The following is a 22,799-nucleotide window of genomic DNA, read 5'->3' as shown; positions in this document are numbered from 1 at the left end:
ATGCCGCTCTGCATTGTCCGCTCGAGCTTTTGTATGTCTTCCGTACCTTTTTTTGCCACACAGCATCAGGCCAGCACCCTGTACCTGCCCCCCGGTTCATGGCCAACCGTACTGGATTGCCTGTGTGACCATTTCAGCACTATCAGCCGCGAGCAGTGGCTGAGCCGGATCGCCCGTGGCCGGGTGCTCGATGGACAGGGACTACCGATCGGTGTCGACCTGGCGTACCGCGAAGGCCTGCGCATTCATTATTTTCGCGAAGTGCCCGACGAAAAGATCATCCCGGTGCAGGAGTCGATTCTTTACGTCGATGAGCACCTGGTAGTGGCGGACAAGCCGCATTTCCTGCCGGTCACCCCAGCGGGGGAGTATGTCGAGCAAACCTTGCTGCGCCGCTTGATCCGCAGCCTGGACAATCCCCACCTAGTGCCTCTGCATCGCATCGACCGGCATACGGCGGGCCTGGTGTTGTTTTCGGCCAATCCGCAAAGCCGCTCGGCCTATCAGTCGCTGTTCCCTACGCGCAGGATCGACAAGCGCTACGAGGCCATCGCACCGGCCTTGCCCGGTCTTGAGTTTCCACGGGTGCATAAAAGCCGCCTGGTCGATGGCGAGCCCTTTTTCCGCATGCAGGAAGGACCTGGTACGCCTAATACGGAAACGGCACTGGAGGTCCGGGAAAAGAACGGTGACCTCTGGCGTTATGGGCTGTATCCGGTGACCGGCAAAAAGCACCAGTTGCGGGTGCACATGAGTGCGCTGGGGGCGGCGATCTGCAACGACCCGTTTTATCCCAATGCGCTCAAGGATGTGGAGGACGATTACGCCAAGCCGCTCAAGCTGCTGGCCCAGGGCCTGCGTTTTACCGACCCGCTGACAGGGGAGGAGCGCGAGTTCGAGAGTCGGATCACCTTGCAGTGGTAATCCAGGCAACTGCTTGCTGCTGCCAGAAACGATAAAGCCCGCGAAAGCGGGCTTTATCGTTCGAGGCTGTAACGGTATGGATTACAGCTCTTTTACCGTACGAACCTGATCCTTGTTGATGCGGGTTTGTTTGCCGTCCAGTTGTTCGAACTCGTAGAAACCGGAATCCTCATCGTATTTCGGCGTATCGACGGCCTGGATTTCGCGACCGTCATTCAGGGTGATCACAGTAGGCGATGCGCAACCGGCGAGAGTGGCAAGGCCCAGTGCAAGCATGAGAGTGGCGAGAGTCCGCTGAATCATTATGTGTCTCCGAGATGAATACTTTTAGTTGCTGTGCTTGAGACGTATACAACGCCTGCAAGTTCCTTGAGTTAAGGGCATTCTGACACGCCGTGCTGCTGGCTTAACAGCTCTGGTGTATTCAGATTAGCCAATCGGGGATCGTTTGCCGGACATTGCAGGGCCTGAGCATCCAGCCCGCGCATGATACGTCCGGGGCTGCGCTCACCGTTCTGCCAGGCTCCGTCGAAGGTGCCGAGCAGCGTGCGCGGAATGATACACAGCAAGGGTTCCCAGTGCTCGCCATGGCGCAGCATCAGTGGTTTGTCCGGATGCAGGGCGGCGCTTTGCCGCATGGCGTCGATCAGTTGCGCATCGATGCGCGGCACGTCGCAAGGCAACACCAGCAGTCGGGCATGCCGGGCGACGGCCAATCCGGCACGAATACCTGCCAACGGCCCCGGGAAGTCATTGCTTTCGTCCTGCACCAGTTGGTCGGCATAAGGCGCGTACTGCCGGCGATTGCGGTTGCAGGAAATGATCAGGTCATCGCTCAGGCCGCGGGTCAGTCGATGCAGGTGGGCGATCAATGGCCGGCCCTGCCACTCGATCAGCCCCTTGTCCCTTCCGCCCATGCGTTGGCCGCGTCCACCGGCCAGGAGCAGAATGGAGCAGGGTGGCAAATCTGTGCGCGAGGTCATGGCACGTCTCCACAGGGGCGGTCAAAGAGAGCGCTGTGATATAACACCGGGCTGTTTCTCCTACAACTGGATCGAGCCTATGAAAGCCAAGGCTGATGTACCTTTTGCACCCTTGAATATCGCGGTGCTGACTGTCAGTGATACCCGGACCCTGGAGACCGACACCTCCGGCCAGGTCTTCGTCGATCGTCTGAGCGCTGCAGGCCATAACCTGGCCGCGCGCGTCCTGCTCAAGGACGATCTCTACAAGATTCGCGCACAAGTGGCGACCTGGATCGCTGACGACCTGGTCCAGGTGGTGCTGATCACTGGCGGCACCGGTTTTACCGGCCGCGACAGCACCCCGGAAGCTGTGTCTTGCCTGCTCGACAAACAGGTCGACGGTTTTGGCGAGTTGTTCCGTCAGATCTCGGTGGCCGACATCGGTACTTCCACCGTGCAGTCGCGGGCCCTGGCCGGGCTGGCCAACGGCACGCTGGTGTGCTGCCTGCCGGGCTCGACCAACGCGGTGCGTACCGGTTGGGACGGCATCCTCGCCGAGCAGCTGGACTCGCGGCACCGGCCGTGCAATTTCGTCACGCACCTGAAACAGGCGGCACCTTGTGAATCCCGTGGGTAAGCCGGGCAAGGCCGGTGCCTTGATGCCGGTCGAGGCCGCATTGGCCCGTTTGCTGGAGATGGCCGAGGCTACTCCCATTCTCGAGCACGAGCGGCTGCCGCTGGCGGCAGCTCAAGGCCGGGTCTTGGCCGACGATTTGATTTCCACCCTGGATCTTCCGCCCTGGCCCAACAGCGCCATGGATGGTTATGCCTTGCGTGCCGCGGATTGGAGTGGTGAGGCCCTTGTGGTCAGCCAGCGCATTTTCGCCGGCCAGGCGCCCGAGCCTTTGGCGCCTGGTACCTGCGCACGCATCTTCACCGGGGCGCGGGTCCCGGCGGGAGCCGACTGCGTGGAAATGCAGGAGAACGCCGAGGTTCAGGCCGATGGGCGGGTGTCCTTTACCGAGCCGCTCAGCGCCGGGCAGAACATTCGTCCCCAAGGCCAGGAAACCAAGGTCGGCGAGTGTGTATTGGTGGCCGGAACGCAGCTGGGGCCGATCGAGCTGGGGCTCGCTGCTTCCTTGGGGTGCGCGGAACTGGAGGTGGTGCGTCGAGTGCGGGTCGCCGTGCTTTCCACCGGCGACGAACTGGTAGAACCCGGGCAAGCGCTGGGTCCAGGGCAGATCTACAACAGCAACCGTGTCCTGCTGTGCAGTTGGTTGCAGCGGCTGGGCTGTGAAGTGGTCGACGGCGGGATCCTGCCCGACGATCTGCCCACGACCCGGCGGCGCCTTGCCGAACTGGCGGATGTGGACCTGATCCTGTCCACCGGTGGTGTATCGGTGGGCGAGGCGGATTTCCTGGGCATCGCCTTAAGGGAAGAGGGCGAGCTTGCGCTCTGGAAGCTGGCGATCAAGCCGGGCAAGCCATTGACCTTCGGGCATTTCCGCGGCGTGCCGGTGATCGGCCTGCCGGGTAACCCGGCCTCGACACTGGTGACCTTTGCCTTGCTGGCTCGCCCCTATATTTTGCGGCGCCAGGGAGTGAAGGAGCTGCAGCCCTTGCAGTTCCAGGTTCCAGCCGGGTTTGCCTGGTCGAAACCGGGGAATCGACGAGAGTATCTGCGTGGGCGTCTGGAGCAGGGCAGGGCAATCATCTACCGGAACCAGAGTTCCGGGGTCTTGCGCAGTGCCGCCTGGGCCGAGGGGCTGGTCGAGGTACTGGAAGAGCGAACGCTGGTTGAGGGCGATTGGGTCAACTTCATCCCATTGAGTGAAGTCCTGGGCTGACTCCAGGGGAGGCGGACCTGGTTGGCAGCGCCGGGTCCATCCTCCAGGGCCCTGCCTATCAACGCAGGAGTAAAAGGATCAGCAAGCCAAAACGGCTGTTCAGTCCCCAGGACAGCAGTGCCGATAGAAACCCGGCATAGGCCAACACCCACGCGAGCTTCTTGAGCAAGGCATGAAGCTTGCTGTCGGGCTTATGCTCGTGGTCACGGGTATGTACTTGATGGACACTCAGTTCCGGGTGTTTGCCTGTACTGAGCAGGATGCTCCCTTCCAGCCGAGTGAGCGCGGAGTTCGAGCGTTCAAAGCATTTCTTGTCATCCATGTGTTTCGCTTCCCTGTTTGAGGCGTCGTTCGCCTGCCATGAACATTCTCCGATTGTCTGTTTCGGGTCAATTCAGGTGATTCTCAATCTGCGGTCAGAAAAGTTACCGGTCAGCCAGCAGACGGCCTGACGGCGACAAATTGATTACATCCCGATCGGACTTTTTCTCATGGACCGAGGGTCAACATCCTTCAATGGCCCTCGAATGACAGGAGTGATGAGCGATGAGCGAACGCAAGGCGATGCTGATACTGCACGGCAAGCAGGCCCTCAACGAAGAGGTCCGCGACGCTGTCGAACGCAAGCGTGAAGAGGGTTGGGAGCTGGCGGTCCGCCTGACCTGGGAGGCGGGCGACGCCCAGCGCCTGGTGGATGAAGCCCTCGTGACTGGTTACACCCGCCTGATCGCGGGGGGCGGTGATGGCACTTTGCGTGATATCGCCGAGGCCATGGCGGCGCAGGCCAACGATGCCAGCCTGGTATTGCTGCCGCTGGGGACGGCCAATGATTTCGCGCGGGCGGCCGGCGTGTCGTTGCTGCCCCATGAGGCATTGAACCTGCTCGACGTGCCGGCACGGGCGATCGACCTCGGCGAGGTCGGTGGCCAGGTATTTCTCAACATGGCCACGGGCGGGTTCGGCAGCCAGGTGACGGCCAATACCTCCGAGGACCTGAAAAAGATTCTAGGGGGCGCGGCCTATCTGTTCACTGGTTTGTCTCGTTTCAACGAACTGCATGCGGCATACGGTGAACTGCAGGGGCCGGATTTCCATTGGCGCGGCGAGCTGTTGGCCCTGGGGATCGGCAACGGGCGCCAGGCCGGTGGTGGTCATCTGCTGTGCCCTGAGGCGATGGCCGATGACGGATTGCTGGATGTCAGTATCCTGCCGGCCCCCCAGGAGTTGGTGGGGACCTTGAAGGACCTGCTGGCCGGCGGCTGGGGGATCGACAACCTGTTTGTGCGCACGCGCCTGCCCTGGGTTGAAATCAAGGTGTCCGAGGGGCTGGATATCAATCTCGACGGTGAGCCCCTGCAAGGCGAAAACCTGCGTTTTCGCGCGCTCCCAGGGGCATTGCGGGTGCATTTGCCGGAAGACTCCCCGCTGTTGGCGGCTTCGGCGTCTTAATCGTCGAGGCTGATGATCTGTTCGCGGACGGCAAACAGGACCAGGCCGGCCACATCATAGATCTGCAGGCGTTTCATGATCTGCGAGCGGTGGGTTTCCACGGTCTTGATGCTCAGGCCAAGCCCATGAGCGATTTCGCGGGTCGATTTGCCGCGAACGATCAGGCGCAGGATCTCCAGCTGGCGTGCGGTCAGGTTATGGGTTTCGACGGGTTCCGGATGGGGCTTCTGCACGCGGATCAGCGCCTGGTTGATCACCGTGTGGGCAATGGCCGGACTGAGATAACGCTCGTTGTTGCGCAAGGCGTCGAGCGCGTGCTCGAGCTCGTTGGCGGTAGTGTCCTTGAGCAGATAACCATGAGCACCGGATTCCAGGGCCTGCATGATCAGCGCCGGATCGGTGTGCATCGAGAGAATCAGTACTTTGCTCTGCGGATGCACCACCTTGAGTCTCTTCAGGGCTTCAAGGCCGCTGATATCCTTCATGGAAATATCCAGAAGGATAATGTCCGGCGACAGCCTCTCGACCATTTCCAGTACTTGTGCGCCATCGTTGGCTTCGCCGATCACGGCATAGCCAGGAATGTCCATGACCAGGGCACGCACGCCAGCCCTGATGAGCGAGTGGTCATCCACCAGAAGTAAATTGCAGGTCAATGTAAAACCTTATTCGTACTGGCCCGTTCGAGTGCGCGAGGCGCCCAGGGGAAGAGTGCTTCGATTTGTGTGCCCTGGTCGGGCTGGCTGGAAACCTTCAGGGTGCCACCCAGTTGCGCGATTCTTTCCGCCATGCCCGCCATGCCGCGTTGTCCTTGCGCGCCAGGATTGGCCGCTGGGGAAAAGCCACAGCCATCATCGCTGATAAACAGCGAAAGGCCCTCGGGCAGGCGTTGCAGGCGTACCAGCAGGTTATCCGCCTGGGCGTGGCGCAGCATGTTGGTGACGGCTTCCTGAGTGATGCGAAAGGCGGCCACCGCCATCTCCTCGGGGATGCCTGCCAGGCGTTGCTTGCATTCCAGGCTCCAGTGCACGGAAGTGTTTTCCAGGGTCTTCAGCAAGTGTGCCCGCAGGCTGGCTTCCAGGCCCAGGCTGGCCAATTGCCGGGGATTAAGAATGGCCGATACATCGCGCACCTTGGCCAGGGTTTCTTCCAATGTGCTTTGAAGCGTCGTGCAATGCTGTTGCAGGTCTTCGGGCAGGCGGCGCTTGAGCCATTCGCTTTGCAGCTTGGCGGCAGTCAACAACTGACCAATATCATCATGCAATTCACGACTGAGGCGATGGCGCTCGTTTTCCTGGACTTCCAGCAAGCGATCCGCCAGTTCCTGAGGTTGGAACTTGATCGAATTGCGCGAATCGCCGTAATAGGCCCAGACACTGGCCAGGGCCGCCAGATTCAGGATCAGCAGGCTGAGGGGAAAGGTCGTCGACAGGCAATAGACGGCCAGACTTCCAAGTGCCGAGCATGAGCACAGCAACAGGTTGAGCCAGCGCAGGTTTATTCGAGAGAGAAGTCTGGTGGCAGTTGACTTGAGGCTGGCGTACATAGCGGATGGAGCCAATGAATGTTCGCTGCGGGGAGACCGGTCAAGTCGACTGACGGGCCCCGGTTTGGAAAACGGTATTATTTGAGTATGCGGCTTCAATTAACGCGGTCTATTCGTTGGGAGCAAGCCTTGCACTGATCAGGTGTGTAACAAGATCAATCTGAAATCACAGTGCCATTAAGGATATCGTTTAGTGGCTGGCATAGTATCAGCTTAGCTACCGTTGGTCGCGTCTCTATATATGTCCAGCGGGTCAGGAATATTGCCTTTTGGGACGTATGTTCCGATTCGCTTGTTTTAACTGGCTCCGCTCAAACAGTGACTGTATCTGGCCTTGGCGAACGGGTAGGCGAGATTCAGAACACTTGAAGTCTCGGGATTGGTTTTATTTAGTTGTGTTAGTTGGTTCTGTCGTTAACAGGCATGAAATATTGGATAACGACATGATGCTGGTCAATGTCACGACATATCTAACGACTGAAGTTAGGTATTAACGACAGGGTCTATGCGTTTCTCTTGGCGATCGAAAAAACTTTGAACGAATTTTGGTGGCAGGACAGGGGGGCGGGCAGAGGGTCGATTTGCACGGCGAGGGATTCGATGAGGGTGGCCTGTTCGTTGCCATCGAGGTTCAACTGCCCAGTCACCGGATCGACGAGTTCAAGCTGCCAGGCCATCAGGCTGAAGCATTCCCCGAGGGTGTCGAGGATCTGCTCGTTCATGTCCGGATGAGGATGGGAGTGATCCAGCAACGCATGAACCTGGCGCGAGAATTCGGCGGTGCTGCGCAGCGCCAGCCCGTCGGTTTTCTCGGCCAGTTTGAGCAGGGTGGACAACATGCAATCGATGGCGTCCTGATCGTTCCTGATCAGGTTGAGATGGTTCAGGCATTCAACAGACTTGGCCAATAGTGCTTCTGCCTCAAGCAGAAAGTCGGGTGACTGGTGCCACTCTTTATCGTCGATCAGCATGCTTGTCTCCACGACGCCACGTCAGATGATGGAATGGTCCGTTTTGTGAGCGGCTGTAAGGTATTACGTCGGTTATGCCGTGGGATATAGGACGAATCTGATTGGTTCTCAATGGACGAAGACGCTGTGCTGGTGTTTAGTCTGCAGGCGACAGACTGCCGAGCACGGTGTGTCGGCCACGCTTGGACAGCGGAGGCGGGGGGGCTCGAAGGGGCACCAGCCCATCTTCCTGCGATCACAAACAAAAGCCTGACTCCATTCATGCAATGAGAATGGCGTCACATTAATGGCTATTGGATATTGCGAATATCAGGTTGGTCCTGATTGCCGATAGGGGATTCCCTTATAAAGGGGAACCAAGCGCTGAAATAGAGGTCGCGGCGGGGAAGTTGTGTGAGTGAAATCGCGAAGCCAGTAAAGCATGATGTTAATGTGACATCAATGCCTTTGCATGGCATTTTGTATGCGGGTCAAGATTCGGTGAATTGCGCCGATAACCCACGTTAGTGAATTCATCAGAACAAGCCCAGGAGTCATTACATGGCCGGCATTCTCGACACGGTAGACCAACGCACACAACTGGTGGGTGAGAATCGCCTGGAAATCCTCATGTTCCGTCTGGCCGGGCGACAGTTGTTCGCGATCAACGTGTTCAAGGTGCAGGAAGTCCTGCAATTGCCGAAGCTGACGCTGATGCCCCAGCGCCATCCGTTCGTCTGTGGCGTGGTCAACCTGCGGGGGCAGACGCTGCCGGTCATCGACCTGTCCCAGGCGATCGGCATACGGCCGCTGGTGCCGGGTCCCAACAGCACCATCATCGTCACCGAGTACAACCGCTCGGTGCAGGCCTTCCTGGTGGGGGGGGTCGACCGCATCGTCAACATGAACTGGGAAGCCATCCTGCCGCCACCGACCAGTGCCGGGCGCCAGCATTACCTGACGGCGATCAGCAAGGTCGACGATCAACTGGTCGAGATCATCGACGTGGAAAAGGTCCTGGCCGAAATCGTTCCGTACAACGCCAAGGTGTCGCGCGACAAGCTCGACGATCCGGTCCTCGAACGTGCCCGCGGCCGTGAAGTGCTGTTGGTGGACGACTCCAACGTGGCGCTGTCGCAATTGCGCGACACCCTGGGTCAGTTGGGGGTGAAGATGCACATTGCCAGCGACGGCCTGAAGGCCCTGAAGATGCTCAAGGCCTGGGCCGATACCGGGGTCGACATGACCGACAAGCTGCTGATGGTGTTCACCGACGCCGAAATGCCGGAAATGGACGGCTATCGCCTGACCACCGAAATCCGCAACGATCCTCGTCTGCGCGGCCTTTATGTGGTGCTGCATACCTCCCTGTCCGGCAGCTTCAACGAGTCGATGGTGAAGAAGGTCGGTTGCGACAACTTCCTGTCCAAGTTCCAGCCGGACAAACTGGTCGACGTGGTGCGCCAGCGCCTGATGCTGGACGAAGTTCCCGCCTGACGGGAGCCGTGGCCGGAGCGACGCCTGCGCGGCAGCTGCTTCTTTGATTCGCGGGCCGGCTCGTATAAGGTTGCTTTTTTTGTCACCCGGGAGCTGGCCATGCGTCTCAGCGCGCTTTATCGATACCCCTTGAAATCCGGCAAGGGCGAGTCCCTGCAACAGGTCGCGCTGGACAGGCTGGGGCTGGAGGGAGACCGACGCTGGATGCTGGTCGATGAGCCCAGCGGACGCTTCCTGACCCAACGTGCGGTCCCGCACATGAGCCAGCTTTCGGCGCTCTGGAACGCCGAGGGAGGGCTGACCCTCAGTGCTCCCGGTTATCAATCCCTCGATGTGCCACTGCCTGGTGCGGATGCCCCGTTACGTGGCGTGACCATCTGGCGCGATACCCTGCGCGTACCGGATGCCGGCGACGAAGCCCATGCCTGGCTGAGCGATTTCATCGGCAAGCCGACCCGCCTGGTACAGGTCCCCCCGGAGCGTGCGCGCACCACTCAGGCCGGTTACGGCAAGGATGACGATCAGGTGGCCTTCGCCGACGGTTTTCCGCTGTTGCTGATTGGCGAGTCCTCCCGGGAAGACCTGTCCAGTCGTGTCGGCCGTCCCCTGGAAATGCTGCGCTTTCGCCCGAATCTGGTGATCGAGGGCTGCCCGGCCTTCGCCGAAGATGGCTGGAAACGCATCCGCATCGGCGATATCGAGTTTCGGGTGGTCAAGCCTTGTGCGCGTTGCATTCTCACCACCATCGATCCGCAGACCGGCGAGCGCAGCGCCGACCGTGAACCGCTGGCCACGCTGCAGCAGTACCGGGCGCAAGAAGGCGGGGCGATGTTCGGGCAGAACATGGTGAACGATGGCATTGGCCGCCTGGAAGTCGGCATGCCGGTCACGGTGCTGGAATAGTCGGTGGCGTAGAAACGAAAAATGCCCGTATCGCCAGATACGGGCATTTTTTATCGCCGACGATTAGTCCCCGGGAGTGGGATCAGCCGCGGTATTCGCACAGGTAGGCGGTGTCGACGGCCACCTTCAGCTGGAACTTGCTGTTGGCCGGTACGTTGAACTGGCTGCCGGCGGCAAAGGTTTCCCAGTCGTTGCTGTCAGGCAGCTTGACGGTCAGGGCGCCGGAAACCACGTGCATGATTTCCCGTTGAGCCGTGCCGAACTCGTATTCGCCCGGAGCCATGACGCCGATGGTGGCGGGACCTTCGGCCGTGCCGAAGGCAATCGACTTGACGGTGCCGTCGAAGTACTCGTTGACTTTAAACATGGGCGATTCCTCAAAAAGGGGTCAAAAAGGCCGGCCAGTATGCACAAGGCCTTCAGATGCGTCACCTGTTGCGCGGACGGATCAGCCGGGAAGAATCAGAGGCAATAAACGCGCCGTATTGCGGGCATCTTCCAGGGCGCGATGCTGCTGGCCGGTGAACTGCAGCCCGGCCAGTTGCAGCGCGCCGTTCAGACCCAGCGGTCGTTCGAGGCGGCGGGCCTTGGCGAAGCGTTGCTTGAGGTTCATGTGCGGCAGTTGGGCGAGGGCGCTATGCAGTTGCGAGCGTTGCCACTCCTGCAGCAGTTGCTTGCGATCGTAGTCGCCCCAGCTGGCCCAGCCCTCCAGGCGCGTGTGATGCTGTCCCAGCCAGCGTTCGAACAGCGGCCAGACTTCGCTCAACGGCTGGGCGCCGTCGATCTGGGCCTGGGTGATGTGGGTCAGTTCACGGCAGAACGGTGTCAGCATCGGCCGCCGCAGCGGGCGCACGAAGCGTTGGAAATGGTCCAGTTCACGCCCTTCGCGGTTCACCAGGGTGGCGCCGATCTCGATGATTTCCATGTCGGTCAGCGGCCAGCCTCCTTCGTCCGTGGTGGCTTCCAGATCAATTACCAACCAGTGGGGCATCACAGGCTCCAGCTTCAACATCCCGATGAGGCTTGAGCGTAGCCAAACCCGACGTCTGCGCCTAGCGGCTTATTCCACCTCCAGCAGAATCTGGCGGTTTTTCACCTGATCGCCGAGATTGACCTGCAGCCGCTTGATCACGCCATCGATCCCGGCCTTCAGCGGATGCTCCATTTTCATCGCCTCCAGCACCAGCAGCAATTGCCCCTTGCTGACGGTCGCGCCCTCGCTGACCAGTACGTCGACTATGGCGCCGTCCATGGGCGCCTTGAGCATGCCGCTGTGGGCGCCGTCCTGGCTGGCGACCGGCGCGTGGCTCAGGTCTTGAAGGTGCAGGCTGCCAGGACGGGTGAACAGCCAGAGCTGCCCGGCTTCCAGGGTGTAGGCGTAGCGGCGGCGGATACCGTCGATGGTCGCGCAGGCCCAGCGGCCATCCGTCTCCAGCAGCTGTACCTCGAAGCCTTGGTCGGCGTGTTGAATCCGCAGCGTTCCGGCCTGGTTATTCAGTTCAAGGTTCCACAGGGTTTCACCCGAGCCCAGGCGATAGTGCAGCGGCACACTGGCGTTGTTGCGCCAACCGGCCAGCGCCGCGCCATGACGCTGGGCCGCGTGCTGATAAAACAGTGCCGCGGCCAGGGCCAGTTCAGCGCCGCTTGGCGGTTGCGGGCGCAGGCTTGGATCGTCGGTGAAATGTTCGGCGATAAAGGCGGTGCTGAATTCGCCGCTGGCAAAGCCAGGGTGGCGAAGCAGGTTCGCCAACAGCTTCTGGTTGCTCGCCACGCCGGTCAGCACCGAGTCCTCGACCGCGCGCAACAGCTTGCGGCGCGCCTCTTCGCGGGTGGCGCCGTGGGCGATGAGCTTGCCCAGCATCGGGTCATAGAACGGGCTGACGCTCTGGCCTTCCAGCAGGCCGTGATCGATACGCACATCGGCACCCAGCGCCGGTTCCCAGCGCCGTACCTGGCCGGTTTGCGGCAGGAAATCCTGCGCCGGGTCCTCGGCATACAGCCGCACTTCGATGGCATGGCCCTTGAGTTCGACCTGTTCCTGGTGCAGTGGTAACGGTTGACCGGCCGCCACCTGCAGTTGCAGGGCCACCAGGTCCAGGCCGGTGATCATTTCGGTGACCGGGTGTTCGACCTGCAGCCGGGTGTTCATTTCCAGAAAGTAGAATTGCCCCCGTGCATCGAGGAGAAATTCCACGGTGCCGGCGCCGACATAATTCACCGCCTGGCCGGCCTTGAGGGCGGCCTCGCCCATGGCCTGGCGCAGCTCGGCGGTCATCACCGGGCAGGGCGCTTCCTCGACGACTTTCTGATGACGGCGCTGGATCGAGCAATCGCGCTCGCCGAGGTAGATCAATTGGCCGTGGCGGTCGCCGAACACCTGGATCTCCACATGCCGCGGTTCGATCAGCGCCTGCTCCAGAATCAACTCGTCGCTGCCGAAGGCGTGCAGCGCCTCGGAGCGCGCGGTACGCACCTGGGCCAGCAGCTCATCGGCTCGCTGCACCAGGCGCATGCCGCGTCCACCGCCACCGGCGCTGGCCTTGATCATCAGCGGGTAGCCGATGCGTTCGGCTTCGCGTTGCAGGGTCGCATCGTCCTGTTCCGCGCCCTGATAACCGGCGATGCAGGGGACGCCCGCCGCGAGCATCGCCAGCTTGGACAGGCGCTTGCTGCCCATCAATTCGATGGCCTCGGCGCTGGGGCCGATAAAGGTGATGCCGGCTGCCTCGCAGGCGCTGGCAAACTCGGCGTTCTCCGACAGAAAGCCGTAGCCGGGATGCAGCGCGTCGGCGCCCGTGCGCCGCGCCGCGTCGAGGATCGCCTGGCTGTTCAGGTAGGACTGTTGGACCGCCGCCGGGCCGATGCGCACCGCTTCGTCGGCCATCCGCACATGCAGCGCATCGGCGTCGGCATCGCTGAACACCGCCACGGTGCGATAACCCAAGGCTTGGGCGGTGCGCTGGATGCGGCAGGCGACTTCACCGCGATTGGCGATCAGGATTTTGCTGAAGGCGGGCATGAGGTGGTTTCCTGAGATCGGTGGTGTTTGGTCGGGCATTTCGCGAGCAAGCTCGCTCCTACAAAGGCGTAGGCCAGTCACGGACCGGTAGGAGCGAGCTTGCTCGCGATGGGGCTCATGAGGCCCACGCCGGTTTGCGTTTCTGCACGAAGGCCATGGTTCCTTCGATGCCTTCGGCACCGGTGACGGCGGCGCCAAACTGTTCCGCCGCGCGATCGAGCAGCGGCGCCAGCGGTTCTTCAGTGCTGGCCAGCAACAGGGCTTTGGTCGCGGCGTTGGCCTCGGGCGCGCAGCACAGCACATGGGCCAGCACCTCATCGAGGCGCTCGGCCAGGGCCTCTGGGCCGTCTTCGACAAAATGCACCAGGCCCAGTCGCTCGGCTTCGTTGCCATCAAAGCGCGCGGCGGTCAGGGCCAGCCGACGGGCCTGGGTCAGGCCGATGCGCTTGACCACAAACGGCGCGATCTGCGCCGGCAGCAGGCCGAGGCTGGTTTCCGGCATGCCGAACTGCGCCTGATGATCGGCGATGGCGATATCGCTGACACAGGCCAGGCCGAAGCCGCCACCCAACACCGCGCCCTGCAGCAGCACGATCAGCACCTGTGGGCTGTGCTGGGCTTCCTCGAGCAGTGTGCCGAACGCCCGGTTCAGTTCCTGATAGGCACTGGCGCCCTGGGCACGGGCATTGGCCATGTCTTTCAGGTCGCCGCCGGCGCAGAAGTGCCCGCCGGCGCCCCTCAGGACCAGGGCGCGAATGCCGCGGTCATCGCGTACCGCCGCCAGCACCGCGCGCAGTTCGGCGACCATGTGCAGGCTCATGGCGTTGCGGCTGTCCGGGCGATCGAGGGTGATGTACAGGACGCCGCCACGGGGCGCCAGCAGCAGGGTTTCGCAGGCGGGCAGGCGGCTCATTTTCTTTTCCCCGGCAGGATGCCCATGAGTTTGCAGATGATGCCCAGCATGATTTCGTCGGCACCGCCGCCGATCGAAACCAGGCGCACGTCGCGGTAGGCGCGGGCCACCGGGTTGTCCCACATGAAGCCCATGCCGCCCCAGTATTGCAGGCAGCTGTCGCTGACTTCGCGGCCCAGGCGCCCGGCCTTGAGCTTGGCCATGGACGCCAGGCGGGTGACGTCCTGACCGCGCACGTATTGCTCGGTGGCCTGGTACACCAGGGCCCGCAGGCATTCGATTTCGGTGGACAGCTCGGCCAGGCGGAAGTGGATCACCTGGTTGTCGATCAGCGCGCTGCCGAAGGTCTTGCGTTCCTTGCAATATTCGATGGTGCTGTCGACGCAATACTCCAGGCCCTTGATCATGTTGGCCGCGCCGAACAGCCGCTCTTCCTGGAATTGCAGCATCTGCATCATGAAACCCGCGCCTTCGTGGCCGATGCGATAGCGCTGGGGCACGCGCACGTTGTCGAAAAACACCTGGGCGGTTTCCGAACTGCGCATGCCGAGCTTGTCCAGGTGCGGGCTGAGGCTGATGCCGGGGCTGTTCATCGGCACCATGATCAGCGACTTGTTGACGTGGGGTTTGTCGTCCGAGGTGTTGGCCAGCAGGCAGATGAAGTCGGCGCTGGGGGAGTTGGTGATCCACATCTTGCTGCCGTTGATCACATAGTCGTCGCCGTCCTTGCGCGCGGTGGTCTTGAGCCCGGCCACGTCGGAGCCGGCACCGACTTCGGAGACACCGATGCAGCCGACCATTTCCCCGCTGATGGCCGGGCGCAGGAACTCCTCGCGCAACTCGTCGGAGCCGAAGCGCGCCAGGGCCGGGGTGCACATGTCGGTCTGCACGCCGATGGACATCGGGATGCCGCCGCAATGGATGGTGCCGAACTCTTCGGCGGCGACGATCGAGTAGCTGTAGTCCAGGCCCATGCCGCCGAATTTCTCCGGCTTGGAAATGCCCAGCAGGCCCAGTTCGCCGGCCTTGCGGAAAATCTCGTGGATCGGAAAGCGCCCGGCCTTTTCCCATTCCTCGACATGCGGGTTGATCTCGCGCTCGACAAAGTTGCGCACCGTGCGCCGCAGTTCTTCATGTTCCTGGGTGAAGATCATTTTTATTGTTCTCCTCAAGTTGAGTGACGCAATCCCTGAACCTTGTTACCCCTGTAGCCGCTGCCGCAGGCCGAAAACACCGTCGTTGCGGAACTGCTCGCTGTCCCTGTAGCCGCTGCCGAAGGCTGCGATCGGCCCCGCAGGGGACGTGCTCTTGAGGCCCTCGAAGACCCTTCGGGCCTTATCGCAGCCTTCGGCAGCGGCTACCGGTCAGAACCGGGCGACGCCGAAGCTATTGGGTTGTAGCTGACGCACCTGCGCCTCGTGGCAGATATCCAGCAGATAACCCAGCAGGGTGCGGGTATCCCGTGGGTCGATCAGCCCGTCGTCCCACAGGTTGGCGCTGCCATACAAGGCCGTGGATTGGCTGTCGAGTTTCTGCGCCGTGACCTGTTCCAGCATATCCAGCATCTGCGGATCGGCCGCCTGGCCCTGCTTGGCGTGCTTGGCCTCGGTGACGATGCGCAGCACCTTGCCGGCCTGGGCGCCGCCCATCACCGCGGTGCGGCTGTTGGGCCAGGCGAAGATGAAGCGCGGGTCCAGGCCGCGGCCGCACATGGCGTAGTTGCCGGCGCCGTAGGAGCCGCCGACCACGATCGTCAGCTTCGGCACCCGGGCATTGGCCACCGCCTGGATCAGCTTGGAACCGTGCTTGATCACGCCCTGCTGCTCCGACTCGGTGCCGACCATGAAACCGGTGGTGTTGTGGAAAAACAGCAGCGGGGTGCCGCTCTGGTCGCACAACTGAATGAACTGCGCGGCCTTGCTTGCGCCTTTCGGGGTGATCGGCCCGTTATTGCCGATAAAACCGCAAGGGCGTCCCTGGATCTGCAAATGGCCGCAGAGGGTCTGCTGGTCGAACTCGCCCTTGAACTCGAGGAAATTCGAGCCGTCGGCGATGCGCGCGATGATTTCCCGGGCGTCGTACGGCTTTTTCGGGTCGTCGGGAATCAGCCCCAGCAGCTCGTCGATCGGGTATAGCGGTTCCGTGTAGGTGCGGGTCGGCTGTAGCGGCAGCCGGGCATTCCACGGCAGGGCTGCGAGGATTTCCCGCACGATGCGCACGCCGTCGCCGTCGTTTTCCGCCAGGTATTCCGCGGTGCCGGCCACCTGCGCATGCATCTCGGCGCCGCCCAGTTCTTCATCGGTGGCCACCTCGCCGGTGGCGGCCTTGAGCAATGGCGGGCCGGCGAGAAACAGCTTGGCCTTGCCGCGCACCACCACCACGTAATCCGACAGCCCCGGTTGGTAGGCCCCGCCGGCGGTGGCCGAGCCATGGACCACGGTGACCTGCGGCAGGCCCATGGCCGACATGCGCGCCTGGTTGGCGAAGCTGCGCGCGCCTTCGACGAAAATCTCCGCTGCGTAATTGAGGTTGGCGCCGCCGCTCTCGGCCAGGGTCACCACCGGCAGTTTGTTTTCCATGGCGATCTGTTGCAGGCGCAGGGATTTTTTCAGGCCGCTGGGAGAGATGGTGCCGCCCTTGATCGCACTGTTGTTGGCCACCACCAGCACCCGCGCGCCGCTGACGTAGCCGATGCCGGCGATCAACCCGCCACCGGCCTGGCTGCCATCCTTGTCGTCGTGCAGCTTGTAGCCGGCCAGGCTCGCCAGTTCGAGAAAGGGCGCGCCGGGGTCGAGCAGCAGATTGAGGCGTTCGCGGGGCAGCAGTTGCCCGCGCTTTTCGAATTTCGCCTTGGCCTCGGCGGCCTTGGCCAGCAGGTTCTGTTCCAGCTGGCGGATCTGCGCGATGCCGGCCAGCATCGCCTCGCGGTTCTGCTGGAACTGCGGGCCGTGGGGATCGAGCTGGGACTGTATGACTGGCATGGCTTATTTCCCGTCCTTGAGTGGCTCGTCCTTAAGCACGTCCGGCAGGTAGGCGCGGTGGAAGCCGTTGTAGGACTCGCTGTGGGACGCCTTGTGCAGCGGCCAGGCACGGCTACCCAGGCTGGCGGCGCCGTCGATGCGCAAGGTGCTGCCGCTGATGAAGGCCGCCGCCGGGCTGAGCAGGAAGACGATGGCGGCGCTGACTTCCGACTCGGTGCCGATGCGCTTGAGCGGTACGTGTTCGCGCAGGGTCGGGATCACCGCCTTGAACGCGCCTTCGTAGGTGTCCATGCCGCTGGAGGCGATCCAGCCCGGCGCCACGGCGTTGACCCGCACCCCGGCATGGCCCCATTCGAATGCGGCGGTTTTGGTGAAATTGTCCATCCCCGAACGCGCGGCGCCGGAATGGCCCATGCCGGGCATGCCGCCCCACATGTCGGCGAGCATGTTGACGATGCTGCCGCCGTGCTTGCTCATGGACTGGTTGAAGACTTCCCGGGCCATGAGAAAGCCGCCCACCAGGTTGGTGCGCAGCACGGTTTCAAACCCTTTCTGATTGATCGAGGCCAGGGGCGAGGGGTACTGCCCGCCGGCGTTGTTGACCAGGCCATGCAAGGGGCCGTGGTCACGGATCAGTTCGCTGACCAGGGCCTTGACCGCTTCCTCGTCGCGGATATCGCAGGCATGCCCGCTGGCCTGGCCGCCGTCTTCGGCGATCTCCGCGGCCACCTTGTGCAGCTTGTCCGCCTTGCGCCCCACCAGCAGCACCCGGGCGCCAAGGGCCGCCAGTTCATGGGCGGTGCAGCGCCCGATGCCGCTGCCGCCGCCGGTGACGACTAGGGTCTGGCCGGCGAACAGGTCGGGTTTGAAAATCGAGTCGTAGCCCACGAAAAGCCTCCTTCAGTTGACGGCATCAGCGATGCTCTGCGGCACCGGGATCTGGATTTCCAGCAACTGCTGGGCGAAGGCCTTGCCCTGCGGGTCGATGCGCAGGCTGGCGACACCGCCGCCACCGAGGGCGTTCTCCAGCAGGAAATTCAGGCTGTGGGTGCCCGGCAGGTACCAGCACTGGACCCGGCCATTTACCGGGTCCAGCACATGGCTCATCCAGTCCACCACGACGGCGGGTGTCAGGGCCTCGGCGATCCACGGCAGGTATTCGGGGGCGCGGGCCATGACCCCGATATTGCTGTGGTTGCCCTTGTCGCCGGAGCGCGCCACCGCCAGCTTGACCAGCGCCACGCTGGCGTCGGCGCGGCCCACGGGGCTGGCCACGGCATGGGGCGCGGGCAGGGCGCTGGCGTCGAGGCTGTCGAGCTCGGGCAGCTCGACCCGGTGGCGCTGGCCGGCCATCTCGACTGCCAGAGTGCAAGCGCTTTTGTCGATCAGGAACGAGAACAGGCGGATCAGCGGATAGACCGTGGGCCGGCCGCCGACGATGCCGGTCAGGCCCGGGGCCATGCCGGTGGCGGCCTGGGCGATCTCCCGGGAAAACAGCACCAGCGCGCGCTTGTCCGGATGGCGCACGGCGAGCTTGATCACCACTTCGCGGCTGTCCTGGCGCTGGCCGTGGGGGCCATAGGTGGCTTCGCTGCCAAGCAGTTCGATATTGACTTCGCTGTAGGGCGCCCAGCCGCGCTGGCCGAACATCTGCGTGGTCTTGTCGATGATCGCCTGGCTGACCCGGCGCGCCTTGGCCACCGCGTCGATGCCGGCGATCAGGCAACTGGCGGTGCAGCGGAAACCGTCCGGGTAAGTGGCGCTGACCTTGTACTGGCCGGTCGGCGGCAGGCCCTTGGCGCCATGCACGCTGACCGCATTCTTGCCCTGTTGGCGCAGTTTGACCTGGGTGAAGTCGCAGACCACGTCCGGCAGCAGATAGGCCCGTGGGTCGCCGATCTCATAGAGCAGTTGTTCGCCGACAGTCAGCGGCGTGACCAGGCCACCGGAACCTTCGGGCTTGCTCACCACGAACTGGCCGTCGGCGCTGACCTCGACGATGGGAAAGCCGATGTGTTCGTAGTCCGGCACGTCGCGCCAGTCGGTGAAGTTGCCGCCGGTGCACTGCGCGCCGCATTCGATGATGTGCCCGGCGAGAGCGGCCTGGGCCAGTTTGTCGTAGTCGTGCCAGGACCAGCCGAATTCATGCACCAGCGCGGCGCTGACCACCGCGCTGTCGACCCCGCGACCGGTGATGACGATGTCGGCGCCCAGTTTCAGGGCTTCGACTATCCCGGGGGCGCCGAGGTAGGCGTTGGTGGACACGCACATCGGCGGCAGCGGCGCACCGCTGAACATTTCATGAATGCCGCTGCCGCTCAGTTGCTTGAAGCGGGGTTGCAGGTCGTCGCCCAGCAGCACAGCGATTTTCAGGGCTACGCCGGCCTGGTCGCAGGCCGCTTGCAGGGCCGCGGCACAGGCCTGCGGGTTGATCCCGCCGGCGTTGCTGATGACCCGGATCTCCTGCCGGGCGATCTCGCCCAGCAGCGGGCTCAAGACCTCGACAAAATCCGTGGCGTATCCGGCAGTGGGATCCTTCATCCGCGCGCCGGCCATGATCGACAGAGTGATCTCGGCCAGGTAGTCGAACACCAGGTAATCCAGGTGGCCGCCCTCCACCAGTTGCGCGGCGGCGCTCGAGGTGTCGCCCCAGAAGGCGCTGGCACAACCGATGCGAAGGGTCTTGGTCATGGGGCTCTCGATAAAAGACTCGATAAAAAGACGCGATGACAGAACTGGATCGAGACTACCAAGCAAGCGCTTGGTTTGTAAACGTCGGAAATATCTTATTCCCAAGCGCTTGCTTGGTTGTCCCCACGGGCTTAAATTGCGCGCGCAAGCTCCCTGTTTCAGGGGGCTGCACCGCATAACGATCGAGCGAATGTAGGAGAGAGGCCGTGGACGAGCAAAAAGCCTTGCTGGTGATGCGCCAGCTGGTCGCCAACGGGCAACTGACCGATCCGGACAGCGCCCGCGGCAAGCTGCTGCAAACCGCGGCTCACCTGTTTCGCAACAAAGGCTACGAGCGCACCACGGTGCGCGACCTGGCCGGCGCGGTGGGCATCCAGTCGGGCAGCATCTTTCATCACTTCAAGAGCAAGGACGACATCCTGCGCGCGGTGATGGAGGAAACCATCCACTACAACACCGCCCTGATGCGCGCCGAACTGGTCGAGGCCGGCAGCGTGCGCGAGCGGGTGCTGGCGCTGATCCGCTGCGAGTTGCAATCGATCATGGGCGGCAGCGGCGAGGCCATGGCGGTGCTGGTCTACGAATGGCGCTCGTTGTCGGCCCAGGGCCAGGCCGACGTCCTGGCGCTGCGCGACATTTATGAGCGGATCTGGTTGCAGGTGCTGGGCGAGGCCAAGGAGGCCGGCTTTATCAAGGGCGATGTGTTCATTACCCGGCGTTTTCTCACCGGGGCGCTGTCCTGGACCACCACCTGGTTTCGCGCCGAGGGCAGCATGACCCTCGAGCAACTGGCCGAGGAAGCGCTAACCCTGGTGCTCAAGGAGCCGTAGGCCTCCTGCAAGTAATTAATTCTTCAGTGGAAAGTTGTTGAAGCCAGGGAAACCGCCTAGTTTTAATGGCATTGCCCTGTTTCTTTATCTTGAGGTGAGTTGCCTTGATGTCTTCGCCAATGCGGACGGCTTTGCGAGTGCTGGTGTGGGGCCTGGCCACCCTGACGGTTTTTCCGGCCTGCGCTGCGCAGTTGGTACGCGTGGGGGCGGCGCATTTTCCCCCTTATACCGTGCGTCCCGAGCAGGGCGCCGACACCGGGCTGCTGCCGCAACTGGTGGACGCCTTGAACGCGCTGCAGAGCGACTACCAATTCGTATTGGTGCCGACCTCGATTCCCCGGCGTTTTCGCGATTTCGAGCAAGGCCGCGTCGACATGGCGATTTTCGAGAACCCGGCCTGGGGCTGGCAGAACATTCCCCATACCAGCGTCGACATGGGCCTGGAAGATGCCGAGATCTTCACCGCCCAGCGCGAGCCCGGCCGCGGCCAGGAGTATTTCGCCGACCTCAAGGGCAAGCGCCTGGCCCTGTTCAGCGGTTACCACTACGCGTTCGCCAACTTCAATGCCGACCCCAAGTACCTGGCCGACACCTACAACGCGACCCTGACCTATTCCCACGACAGCAACCTGCTGATGGTGCTGCGCGGTCGTGCCGACATTGCGCTGGTGACCCGTTCCTACCTCAGTGATTTCCTTTCGCACAATGCCGACACGGCGCAGCAATTGTTCGCCTCCGATCGGATCGATCAGGTCTACCACCACTACGCGCTGATTCGCCCCATGGCGCCGATCAGCGGCGAAGACTTCGCCAAGTTGCTGGGACGCCTGCGCGACAGCGGTGAATTGCTGAAGATCTTCGATCCCTACCGCATCGTGGTCATGCCACCGGCCAAATGAAGCCGCCCGCAGGGCGGCTTGCCTAAATTTCCCTGTGCGGCTCACGTCACTTGGTTGAACACTGATGACGCTGAGTCCGTGCCATGTCCTCTCTCGATACGCTGTCCGCTGTGGCCGTTGCCGATACCTGCCGTTGCGCCGCCGATCCCGCTGGCCTGCAACCGCTGCGCCTGGCCGGTATTGAAACGAGCGGTGCCAGCCGCGGGCCTGGCACGCCACTGCCACCGGCGGGCAGCGAGGTGCTGCAAGCCTTGCGTGGGCAAGAAGGGTGGCGTGACGAGTGGATGGCCGGCTGGTTATCGACCCTGGTGCATTCGTTATGCCTCGACCACGGGCCGAGCGAATGGCTGGCCGAGGACGCTGGCCAGAGGCTCGAGCAGCAGGAGCGTTGCCTGCATTGTGGGAGAGCCTTCGATTTTTCCCACAAGCGCGCCGCCTTGCTGATTCTGGCGCAGGGGCGGGGGGACGGACGGCATCAGGCGGTCGAGAAGATCTGGCGGGAGCCTTCCTGTTCGCGGTAGCGCCGTGGCTGACGGTGGCTATCGCGATCAGGTGCGGGAGTAGCGTGCGGCGCGGATCAGTGGCGGGCGTAGGTGTCGGCGCGGTTGCCCGAGACTTTGCGGCAATGCACCAGCGCATCGCGAATCATGAAGTTCACCAGTGTCGGCGAGACCCCGAGTTCCTTGGCGATGTCCTTTTGCGGCACGCCATGCAGGCGATACATCTCGAAGGCATAGCGGGTGCGGCTGGGCAGCTCCGTCAGCGCGTCGGCAATGTGTTCCAGGGTCGAGAAATTGATGTGTGAGGTTTCCGGCGACGCTCCCTGCACGACCACATTCAGACCCTCTTCTTCAGTGCCCGAATACTTCTGCTCCAGCGCCTGCTTGCGATAGTGGTCAATCGCCAGGTTGCGCACGATCTGGAACAGATAGCTCAACTGCGCCTTGAACGATGAGGTGATCTGCGGCGCCGATTGCAGCCGGAAGAACGCGTCTTGCACCACGTCTTCGGCACGGGAACGACAGCCGGTAATGCGCGCCGCGATCTTGACCAGGATCAGGCGGTTGTCGACAAAGGCCTGGAGTAGCGGTGAATCGCACCTGCTTGTGGATACTTGTTCCGTCATGGAAATCACCTTGCTGCAAAAGGGTTAGTAGGACGACAGAAATTTCAGATTCGTCTTACACATCGAGCGACAAATTATGTTGAATGATAATGATTGTCAATTGAGAAAGAGAATTAATGAGCATCTTTGGTGCAGAGTGAGAACTGCGGCTCGTTGTCGCACGTTGTGAAGGGGTTCGAGGGCAGAGTGCGGACTAATTATTTCAAGACGCCATCCGTTCTCATTGGAGAAAGGTTCCGGGTGGAACATCCCGCCACAG

At 62.3% G+C, this 22,799-nt stretch carries 24 protein-coding genes; 9 read left to right on the top strand and 15 right to left on the bottom strand.

Going from position 1 to position 22,799, the window contains the following annotated elements; genetic code table 11:
* Positions 1 to 33: 33 nt before the first annotated feature.
* Positions 34 to 924: a pseudouridine synthase gene (locus tag PMI20_RS24145; protein WP_007923268.1), complete on the top strand. Its 891-nt coding sequence runs from the start codon at positions 34 to 36 to the stop codon at positions 922 to 924.
* Positions 925 to 1,005: 81 nt separating this feature from the next.
* On the opposite strand, the gene PMI20_RS24140 is transcribed toward PMI20_RS24145, so the two are convergent.
* Together PMI20_RS24140 and mobA are read right to left on the bottom strand one after the other, a co-directional pair.
* Positions 1,006 to 1,227 (bottom strand): YgdI/YgdR family lipoprotein, encoded by a 222-nt coding sequence (locus PMI20_RS24140; RefSeq protein WP_007923269.1) that lies wholly within the window; start codon positions 1,225 to 1,227, stop codon positions 1,006 to 1,008.
* Positions 1,228 to 1,298: 71 nt separating this feature from the next.
* Positions 1,299 to 1,907: a molybdenum cofactor guanylyltransferase MobA gene (mobA, locus tag PMI20_RS24135; protein ID WP_007923270.1), complete on the bottom strand. Its 609-nt coding sequence runs from the start codon at positions 1,905 to 1,907 to the stop codon at positions 1,299 to 1,301.
* Positions 1,908 to 1,986: 79 nt separating this feature from the next.
* On the opposite strand from mobA, the gene moaB reads away from it, so the two are divergent.
* A complete protein-coding gene (gene moaB / locus PMI20_RS24130) occupies positions 1,987 to 2,526 on the top strand; it encodes a molybdenum cofactor biosynthesis protein B (RefSeq protein ID WP_007923271.1) in 540 nt (179 codons plus the stop codon).
* Between the two features lie 22 nt (positions 2,527 to 2,548).
* Positions 2,549 to 3,736 carry a molybdopterin molybdotransferase MoeA gene (locus PMI20_RS24125; RefSeq protein ID WP_284173459.1) on the top strand — a complete coding sequence of 396 codons (1,188 nt, stop codon included), beginning with the start codon at positions 2,549 to 2,551 and terminating at the stop codon, positions 3,734 to 3,736.
* A 58-nt stretch (positions 3,737 to 3,794) separates the two neighbouring features.
* Here the strand turns inward: PMI20_RS24125 and PMI20_RS24120 are convergent, their stop codons facing one another.
* A complete protein-coding gene (locus PMI20_RS24120; protein ID WP_007929992.1) occupies positions 3,795 to 4,058 on the bottom strand; it encodes a hypothetical protein in 264 nt (87 codons plus the stop codon).
* A gap of 224 nt (positions 4,059 to 4,282) precedes the next feature.
* Between PMI20_RS24120 and yegS the strand changes: the two genes are divergently transcribed.
* A complete protein-coding gene (gene yegS / locus PMI20_RS24115; protein WP_007929994.1) occupies positions 4,283 to 5,185 on the top strand; it encodes a lipid kinase YegS in 903 nt (300 codons plus the stop codon).
* Here the strand turns inward: yegS and PMI20_RS24110 are convergent.
* From PMI20_RS24110 to PMI20_RS24100, 3 genes are all read right to left on the bottom strand, one after another.
* Positions 5,182 to 5,841, bottom strand: a complete 660-nt coding sequence (locus tag PMI20_RS24110) for a response regulator transcription factor (RefSeq protein WP_037035568.1) — start codon at positions 5,839 to 5,841, stop codon at positions 5,182 to 5,184. The genes yegS and PMI20_RS24110 overlap by 4 nt on opposite strands.
* Positions 5,838 to 6,731 carry a sensor histidine kinase gene (locus tag PMI20_RS24105; RefSeq protein ID WP_007929997.1) on the bottom strand — a complete coding sequence of 298 codons (894 nt, stop codon included), beginning with the start codon at positions 6,729 to 6,731 and terminating at the stop codon, positions 5,838 to 5,840. Before PMI20_RS24105 ends, PMI20_RS24110 begins: the two co-directional genes overlap by 4 nt.
* Positions 6,732 to 7,234: 503 nt before the next feature.
* Positions 7,235 to 7,702 (bottom strand): hypothetical protein, encoded by a 468-nt coding sequence (locus PMI20_RS24100; RefSeq protein WP_007929998.1) that lies wholly within the window; start codon positions 7,700 to 7,702, stop codon positions 7,235 to 7,237.
* Between the two features lie 540 nt (positions 7,703 to 8,242).
* Between PMI20_RS24100 and PMI20_RS24095 the strand changes: the two genes are divergently transcribed.
* The gene (locus tag PMI20_RS24095) at positions 8,243 to 9,178 is read left to right on the top strand and encodes a chemotaxis protein CheV (protein ID WP_007929999.1); all 936 of its coding nucleotides are present in this window, start codon (positions 8,243 to 8,245) and stop codon (positions 9,176 to 9,178) included.
* A 99-nt stretch (positions 9,179 to 9,277) separates the two neighbouring features.
* On the top strand, positions 9,278 to 10,081 hold the full coding sequence (locus tag PMI20_RS24090; RefSeq protein WP_007930000.1) for an MOSC domain-containing protein: 804 nt from the start codon (positions 9,278 to 9,280) through the stop codon (positions 10,079 to 10,081).
* A gap of 82 nt (positions 10,082 to 10,163) precedes the next feature.
* On the opposite strand, the gene ppnP is transcribed toward PMI20_RS24090, so the two are convergent.
* The 8 genes from ppnP to PMI20_RS24050 form a co-directional block, all read right to left on the bottom strand.
* Entirely contained in the window at positions 10,164 to 10,448 is a 285-nt protein-coding gene (ppnP, locus tag PMI20_RS24085; RefSeq protein ID WP_007930001.1) for a pyrimidine/purine nucleoside phosphorylase, read from the bottom strand.
* A gap of 81 nt (positions 10,449 to 10,529) precedes the next feature.
* Positions 10,530 to 11,072 (bottom strand): 3'-5' exonuclease, encoded by a 543-nt coding sequence (locus tag PMI20_RS24080; protein WP_007930003.1) that lies wholly within the window; start codon positions 11,070 to 11,072, stop codon positions 10,530 to 10,532.
* Between the two features lie 69 nt (positions 11,073 to 11,141).
* A complete protein-coding gene (locus PMI20_RS24075; RefSeq protein ID WP_007930004.1) occupies positions 11,142 to 13,100 on the bottom strand; it encodes an acetyl/propionyl/methylcrotonyl-CoA carboxylase subunit alpha in 1,959 nt (652 codons plus the stop codon).
* Positions 13,101 to 13,215: 115 nt separating this feature from the next.
* Positions 13,216 to 14,013: an enoyl-CoA hydratase/isomerase family protein gene (locus PMI20_RS24070; RefSeq protein WP_007930005.1), complete on the bottom strand. Its 798-nt coding sequence runs from the start codon at positions 14,011 to 14,013 to the stop codon at positions 13,216 to 13,218.
* A complete protein-coding gene (gene atuD / locus PMI20_RS24065; protein ID WP_007930006.1) occupies positions 14,010 to 15,167 on the bottom strand; it encodes a citronellyl-CoA dehydrogenase in 1,158 nt (385 codons plus the stop codon). The genes PMI20_RS24070 and atuD overlap by 4 nt, the downstream gene beginning before the upstream one ends.
* A gap of 210 nt (positions 15,168 to 15,377) precedes the next feature.
* Positions 15,378 to 16,994, bottom strand: a complete 1,617-nt coding sequence (gene atuC, locus PMI20_RS24060; protein ID WP_007922899.1) for a geranyl-CoA carboxylase subunit beta — start codon at positions 16,992 to 16,994, stop codon at positions 15,378 to 15,380.
* A gap of 3 nt (positions 16,995 to 16,997) precedes the next feature.
* Positions 16,998 to 17,882 (bottom strand): SDR family oxidoreductase, encoded by an 885-nt coding sequence (locus PMI20_RS24055; RefSeq protein ID WP_007922898.1) that lies wholly within the window; start codon positions 17,880 to 17,882, stop codon positions 16,998 to 17,000.
* 12 nt (positions 17,883 to 17,894) lie between these two features.
* Positions 17,895 to 19,685: an acyclic terpene utilization AtuA family protein gene (locus PMI20_RS24050; RefSeq protein ID WP_007922897.1), complete on the bottom strand. Its 1,791-nt coding sequence runs from the start codon at positions 19,683 to 19,685 to the stop codon at positions 17,895 to 17,897.
* Between the two features lie 206 nt (positions 19,686 to 19,891).
* Here PMI20_RS24050 and PMI20_RS24045 point away from each other — a divergent pair, with 206 nt between their 5' ends.
* The 3 genes from PMI20_RS24045 (at position 19,892) to PMI20_RS24035 (ending at position 21,935) form a co-directional block, all read left to right on the top strand.
* Positions 19,892 to 20,515 carry a TetR/AcrR family transcriptional regulator gene (locus tag PMI20_RS24045; protein ID WP_007922896.1) on the top strand — a complete coding sequence of 208 codons (624 nt, stop codon included), beginning with the start codon at positions 19,892 to 19,894 and terminating at the stop codon, positions 20,513 to 20,515.
* A gap of 107 nt (positions 20,516 to 20,622) precedes the next feature.
* The gene (locus tag PMI20_RS24040) at positions 20,623 to 21,414 is read left to right on the top strand and encodes a substrate-binding periplasmic protein (RefSeq protein WP_007922895.1); all 792 of its coding nucleotides are present in this window, start codon (positions 20,623 to 20,625) and stop codon (positions 21,412 to 21,414) included.
* An 83-nt stretch (positions 21,415 to 21,497) separates the two neighbouring features.
* Positions 21,498 to 21,935 (top strand): hypothetical protein, encoded by a 438-nt coding sequence (locus PMI20_RS24035; protein WP_007922893.1) that lies wholly within the window; start codon positions 21,498 to 21,500, stop codon positions 21,933 to 21,935.
* A gap of 56 nt (positions 21,936 to 21,991) precedes the next feature.
* Here PMI20_RS24035 and PMI20_RS24030 read toward each other — a convergent pair whose 3' ends face one another.
* Positions 21,992 to 22,540, bottom strand: a complete 549-nt coding sequence (locus PMI20_RS24030) for an RNA polymerase factor sigma-70 (protein ID WP_007922891.1) — start codon at positions 22,538 to 22,540, stop codon at positions 21,992 to 21,994.
* Positions 22,541 to 22,799: the final 259 nt, after the last annotated feature.

The organism is Pseudomonas sp. GM17 (genome assembly GCF_000282175.2).
Taxonomy (GTDB): Bacteria; Pseudomonadota; Gammaproteobacteria; order Pseudomonadales; family Pseudomonadaceae; genus Aquipseudomonas; species Aquipseudomonas chlororaphis.
This window is presented reverse-complemented; position numbering and strand designations above follow the sequence as displayed.

What these genes read in the sequence shown, in the direction of transcription:
- PMI20_RS24145 (WP_007923268.1), top strand. Translation starts at nt 34, where the DNA reads ATGTCTTCCGTACCTTTTTTTGCCACACAGCATCAGGCCAGCACCCTG.
- PMI20_RS24140 (WP_007923269.1), bottom strand. Translation starts at nt 1,227, where the DNA reads ATGATTCAGCGGACTCTCGCCACTCTCATGCTTGCACTGGGCCTTGCC.
- mobA (WP_007923270.1), bottom strand. Translation starts at nt 1,907, where the DNA reads ATGACCTCGCGCACAGATTTGCCACCCTGCTCCATTCTGCTCCTGGCC.
- moaB (WP_007923271.1), top strand. Translation starts at nt 1,987, where the DNA reads ATGAAAGCCAAGGCTGATGTACCTTTTGCACCCTTGAATATCGCGGTG.
- PMI20_RS24125 (WP_284173459.1), top strand. Translation starts at nt 2,549, where the DNA reads ATGCCGGTCGAGGCCGCATTGGCCCGTTTGCTGGAGATGGCCGAGGCT.
- PMI20_RS24120 (WP_007929992.1), bottom strand. Translation starts at nt 4,058, where the DNA reads ATGGATGACAAGAAATGCTTTGAACGCTCGAACTCCGCGCTCACTCGG.
- yegS (WP_007929994.1), top strand. Translation starts at nt 4,283, where the DNA reads ATGAGCGAACGCAAGGCGATGCTGATACTGCACGGCAAGCAGGCCCTC.
- PMI20_RS24105 (WP_007929997.1), bottom strand. Translation starts at nt 6,731, where the DNA reads ATGTACGCCAGCCTCAAGTCAACTGCCACCAGACTTCTCTCTCGAATA.
- PMI20_RS24100 (WP_007929998.1), bottom strand. Translation starts at nt 7,702, where the DNA reads ATGCTGATCGACGATAAAGAGTGGCACCAGTCACCCGACTTTCTGCTT.
- PMI20_RS24095 (WP_007929999.1), top strand. Translation starts at nt 8,243, where the DNA reads ATGGCCGGCATTCTCGACACGGTAGACCAACGCACACAACTGGTGGGT.
- PMI20_RS24090 (WP_007930000.1), top strand. Translation starts at nt 9,278, where the DNA reads ATGCGTCTCAGCGCGCTTTATCGATACCCCTTGAAATCCGGCAAGGGC.
- ppnP (WP_007930001.1), bottom strand. Translation starts at nt 10,448, where the DNA reads ATGTTTAAAGTCAACGAGTACTTCGACGGCACCGTCAAGTCGATTGCC.
- PMI20_RS24080 (WP_007930003.1), bottom strand. Translation starts at nt 11,072, where the DNA reads ATGCCCCACTGGTTGGTAATTGATCTGGAAGCCACCACGGACGAAGGA.
- PMI20_RS24075 (WP_007930004.1), bottom strand. Translation starts at nt 13,100, where the DNA reads ATGCCCGCCTTCAGCAAAATCCTGATCGCCAATCGCGGTGAAGTCGCC.
- PMI20_RS24070 (WP_007930005.1), bottom strand. Translation starts at nt 14,013, where the DNA reads ATGAGCCGCCTGCCCGCCTGCGAAACCCTGCTGCTGGCGCCCCGTGGC.
- atuD (WP_007930006.1), bottom strand. Translation starts at nt 15,167, where the DNA reads ATGATCTTCACCCAGGAACATGAAGAACTGCGGCGCACGGTGCGCAAC.
- atuC (WP_007922899.1), bottom strand. Translation starts at nt 16,994, where the DNA reads ATGCCAGTCATACAGTCCCAGCTCGATCCCCACGGCCCGCAGTTCCAG.
- PMI20_RS24050 (WP_007922897.1), bottom strand. Translation starts at nt 19,685, where the DNA reads ATGACCAAGACCCTTCGCATCGGTTGTGCCAGCGCCTTCTGGGGCGAC.
- PMI20_RS24040 (WP_007922895.1), top strand. Translation starts at nt 20,623, where the DNA reads ATGTCTTCGCCAATGCGGACGGCTTTGCGAGTGCTGGTGTGGGGCCTG.
- PMI20_RS24035 (WP_007922893.1), top strand. Translation starts at nt 21,498, where the DNA reads ATGTCCTCTCTCGATACGCTGTCCGCTGTGGCCGTTGCCGATACCTGC.
- PMI20_RS24030 (WP_007922891.1), bottom strand. Translation starts at nt 22,540, where the DNA reads ATGACGGAACAAGTATCCACAAGCAGGTGCGATTCACCGCTACTCCAG.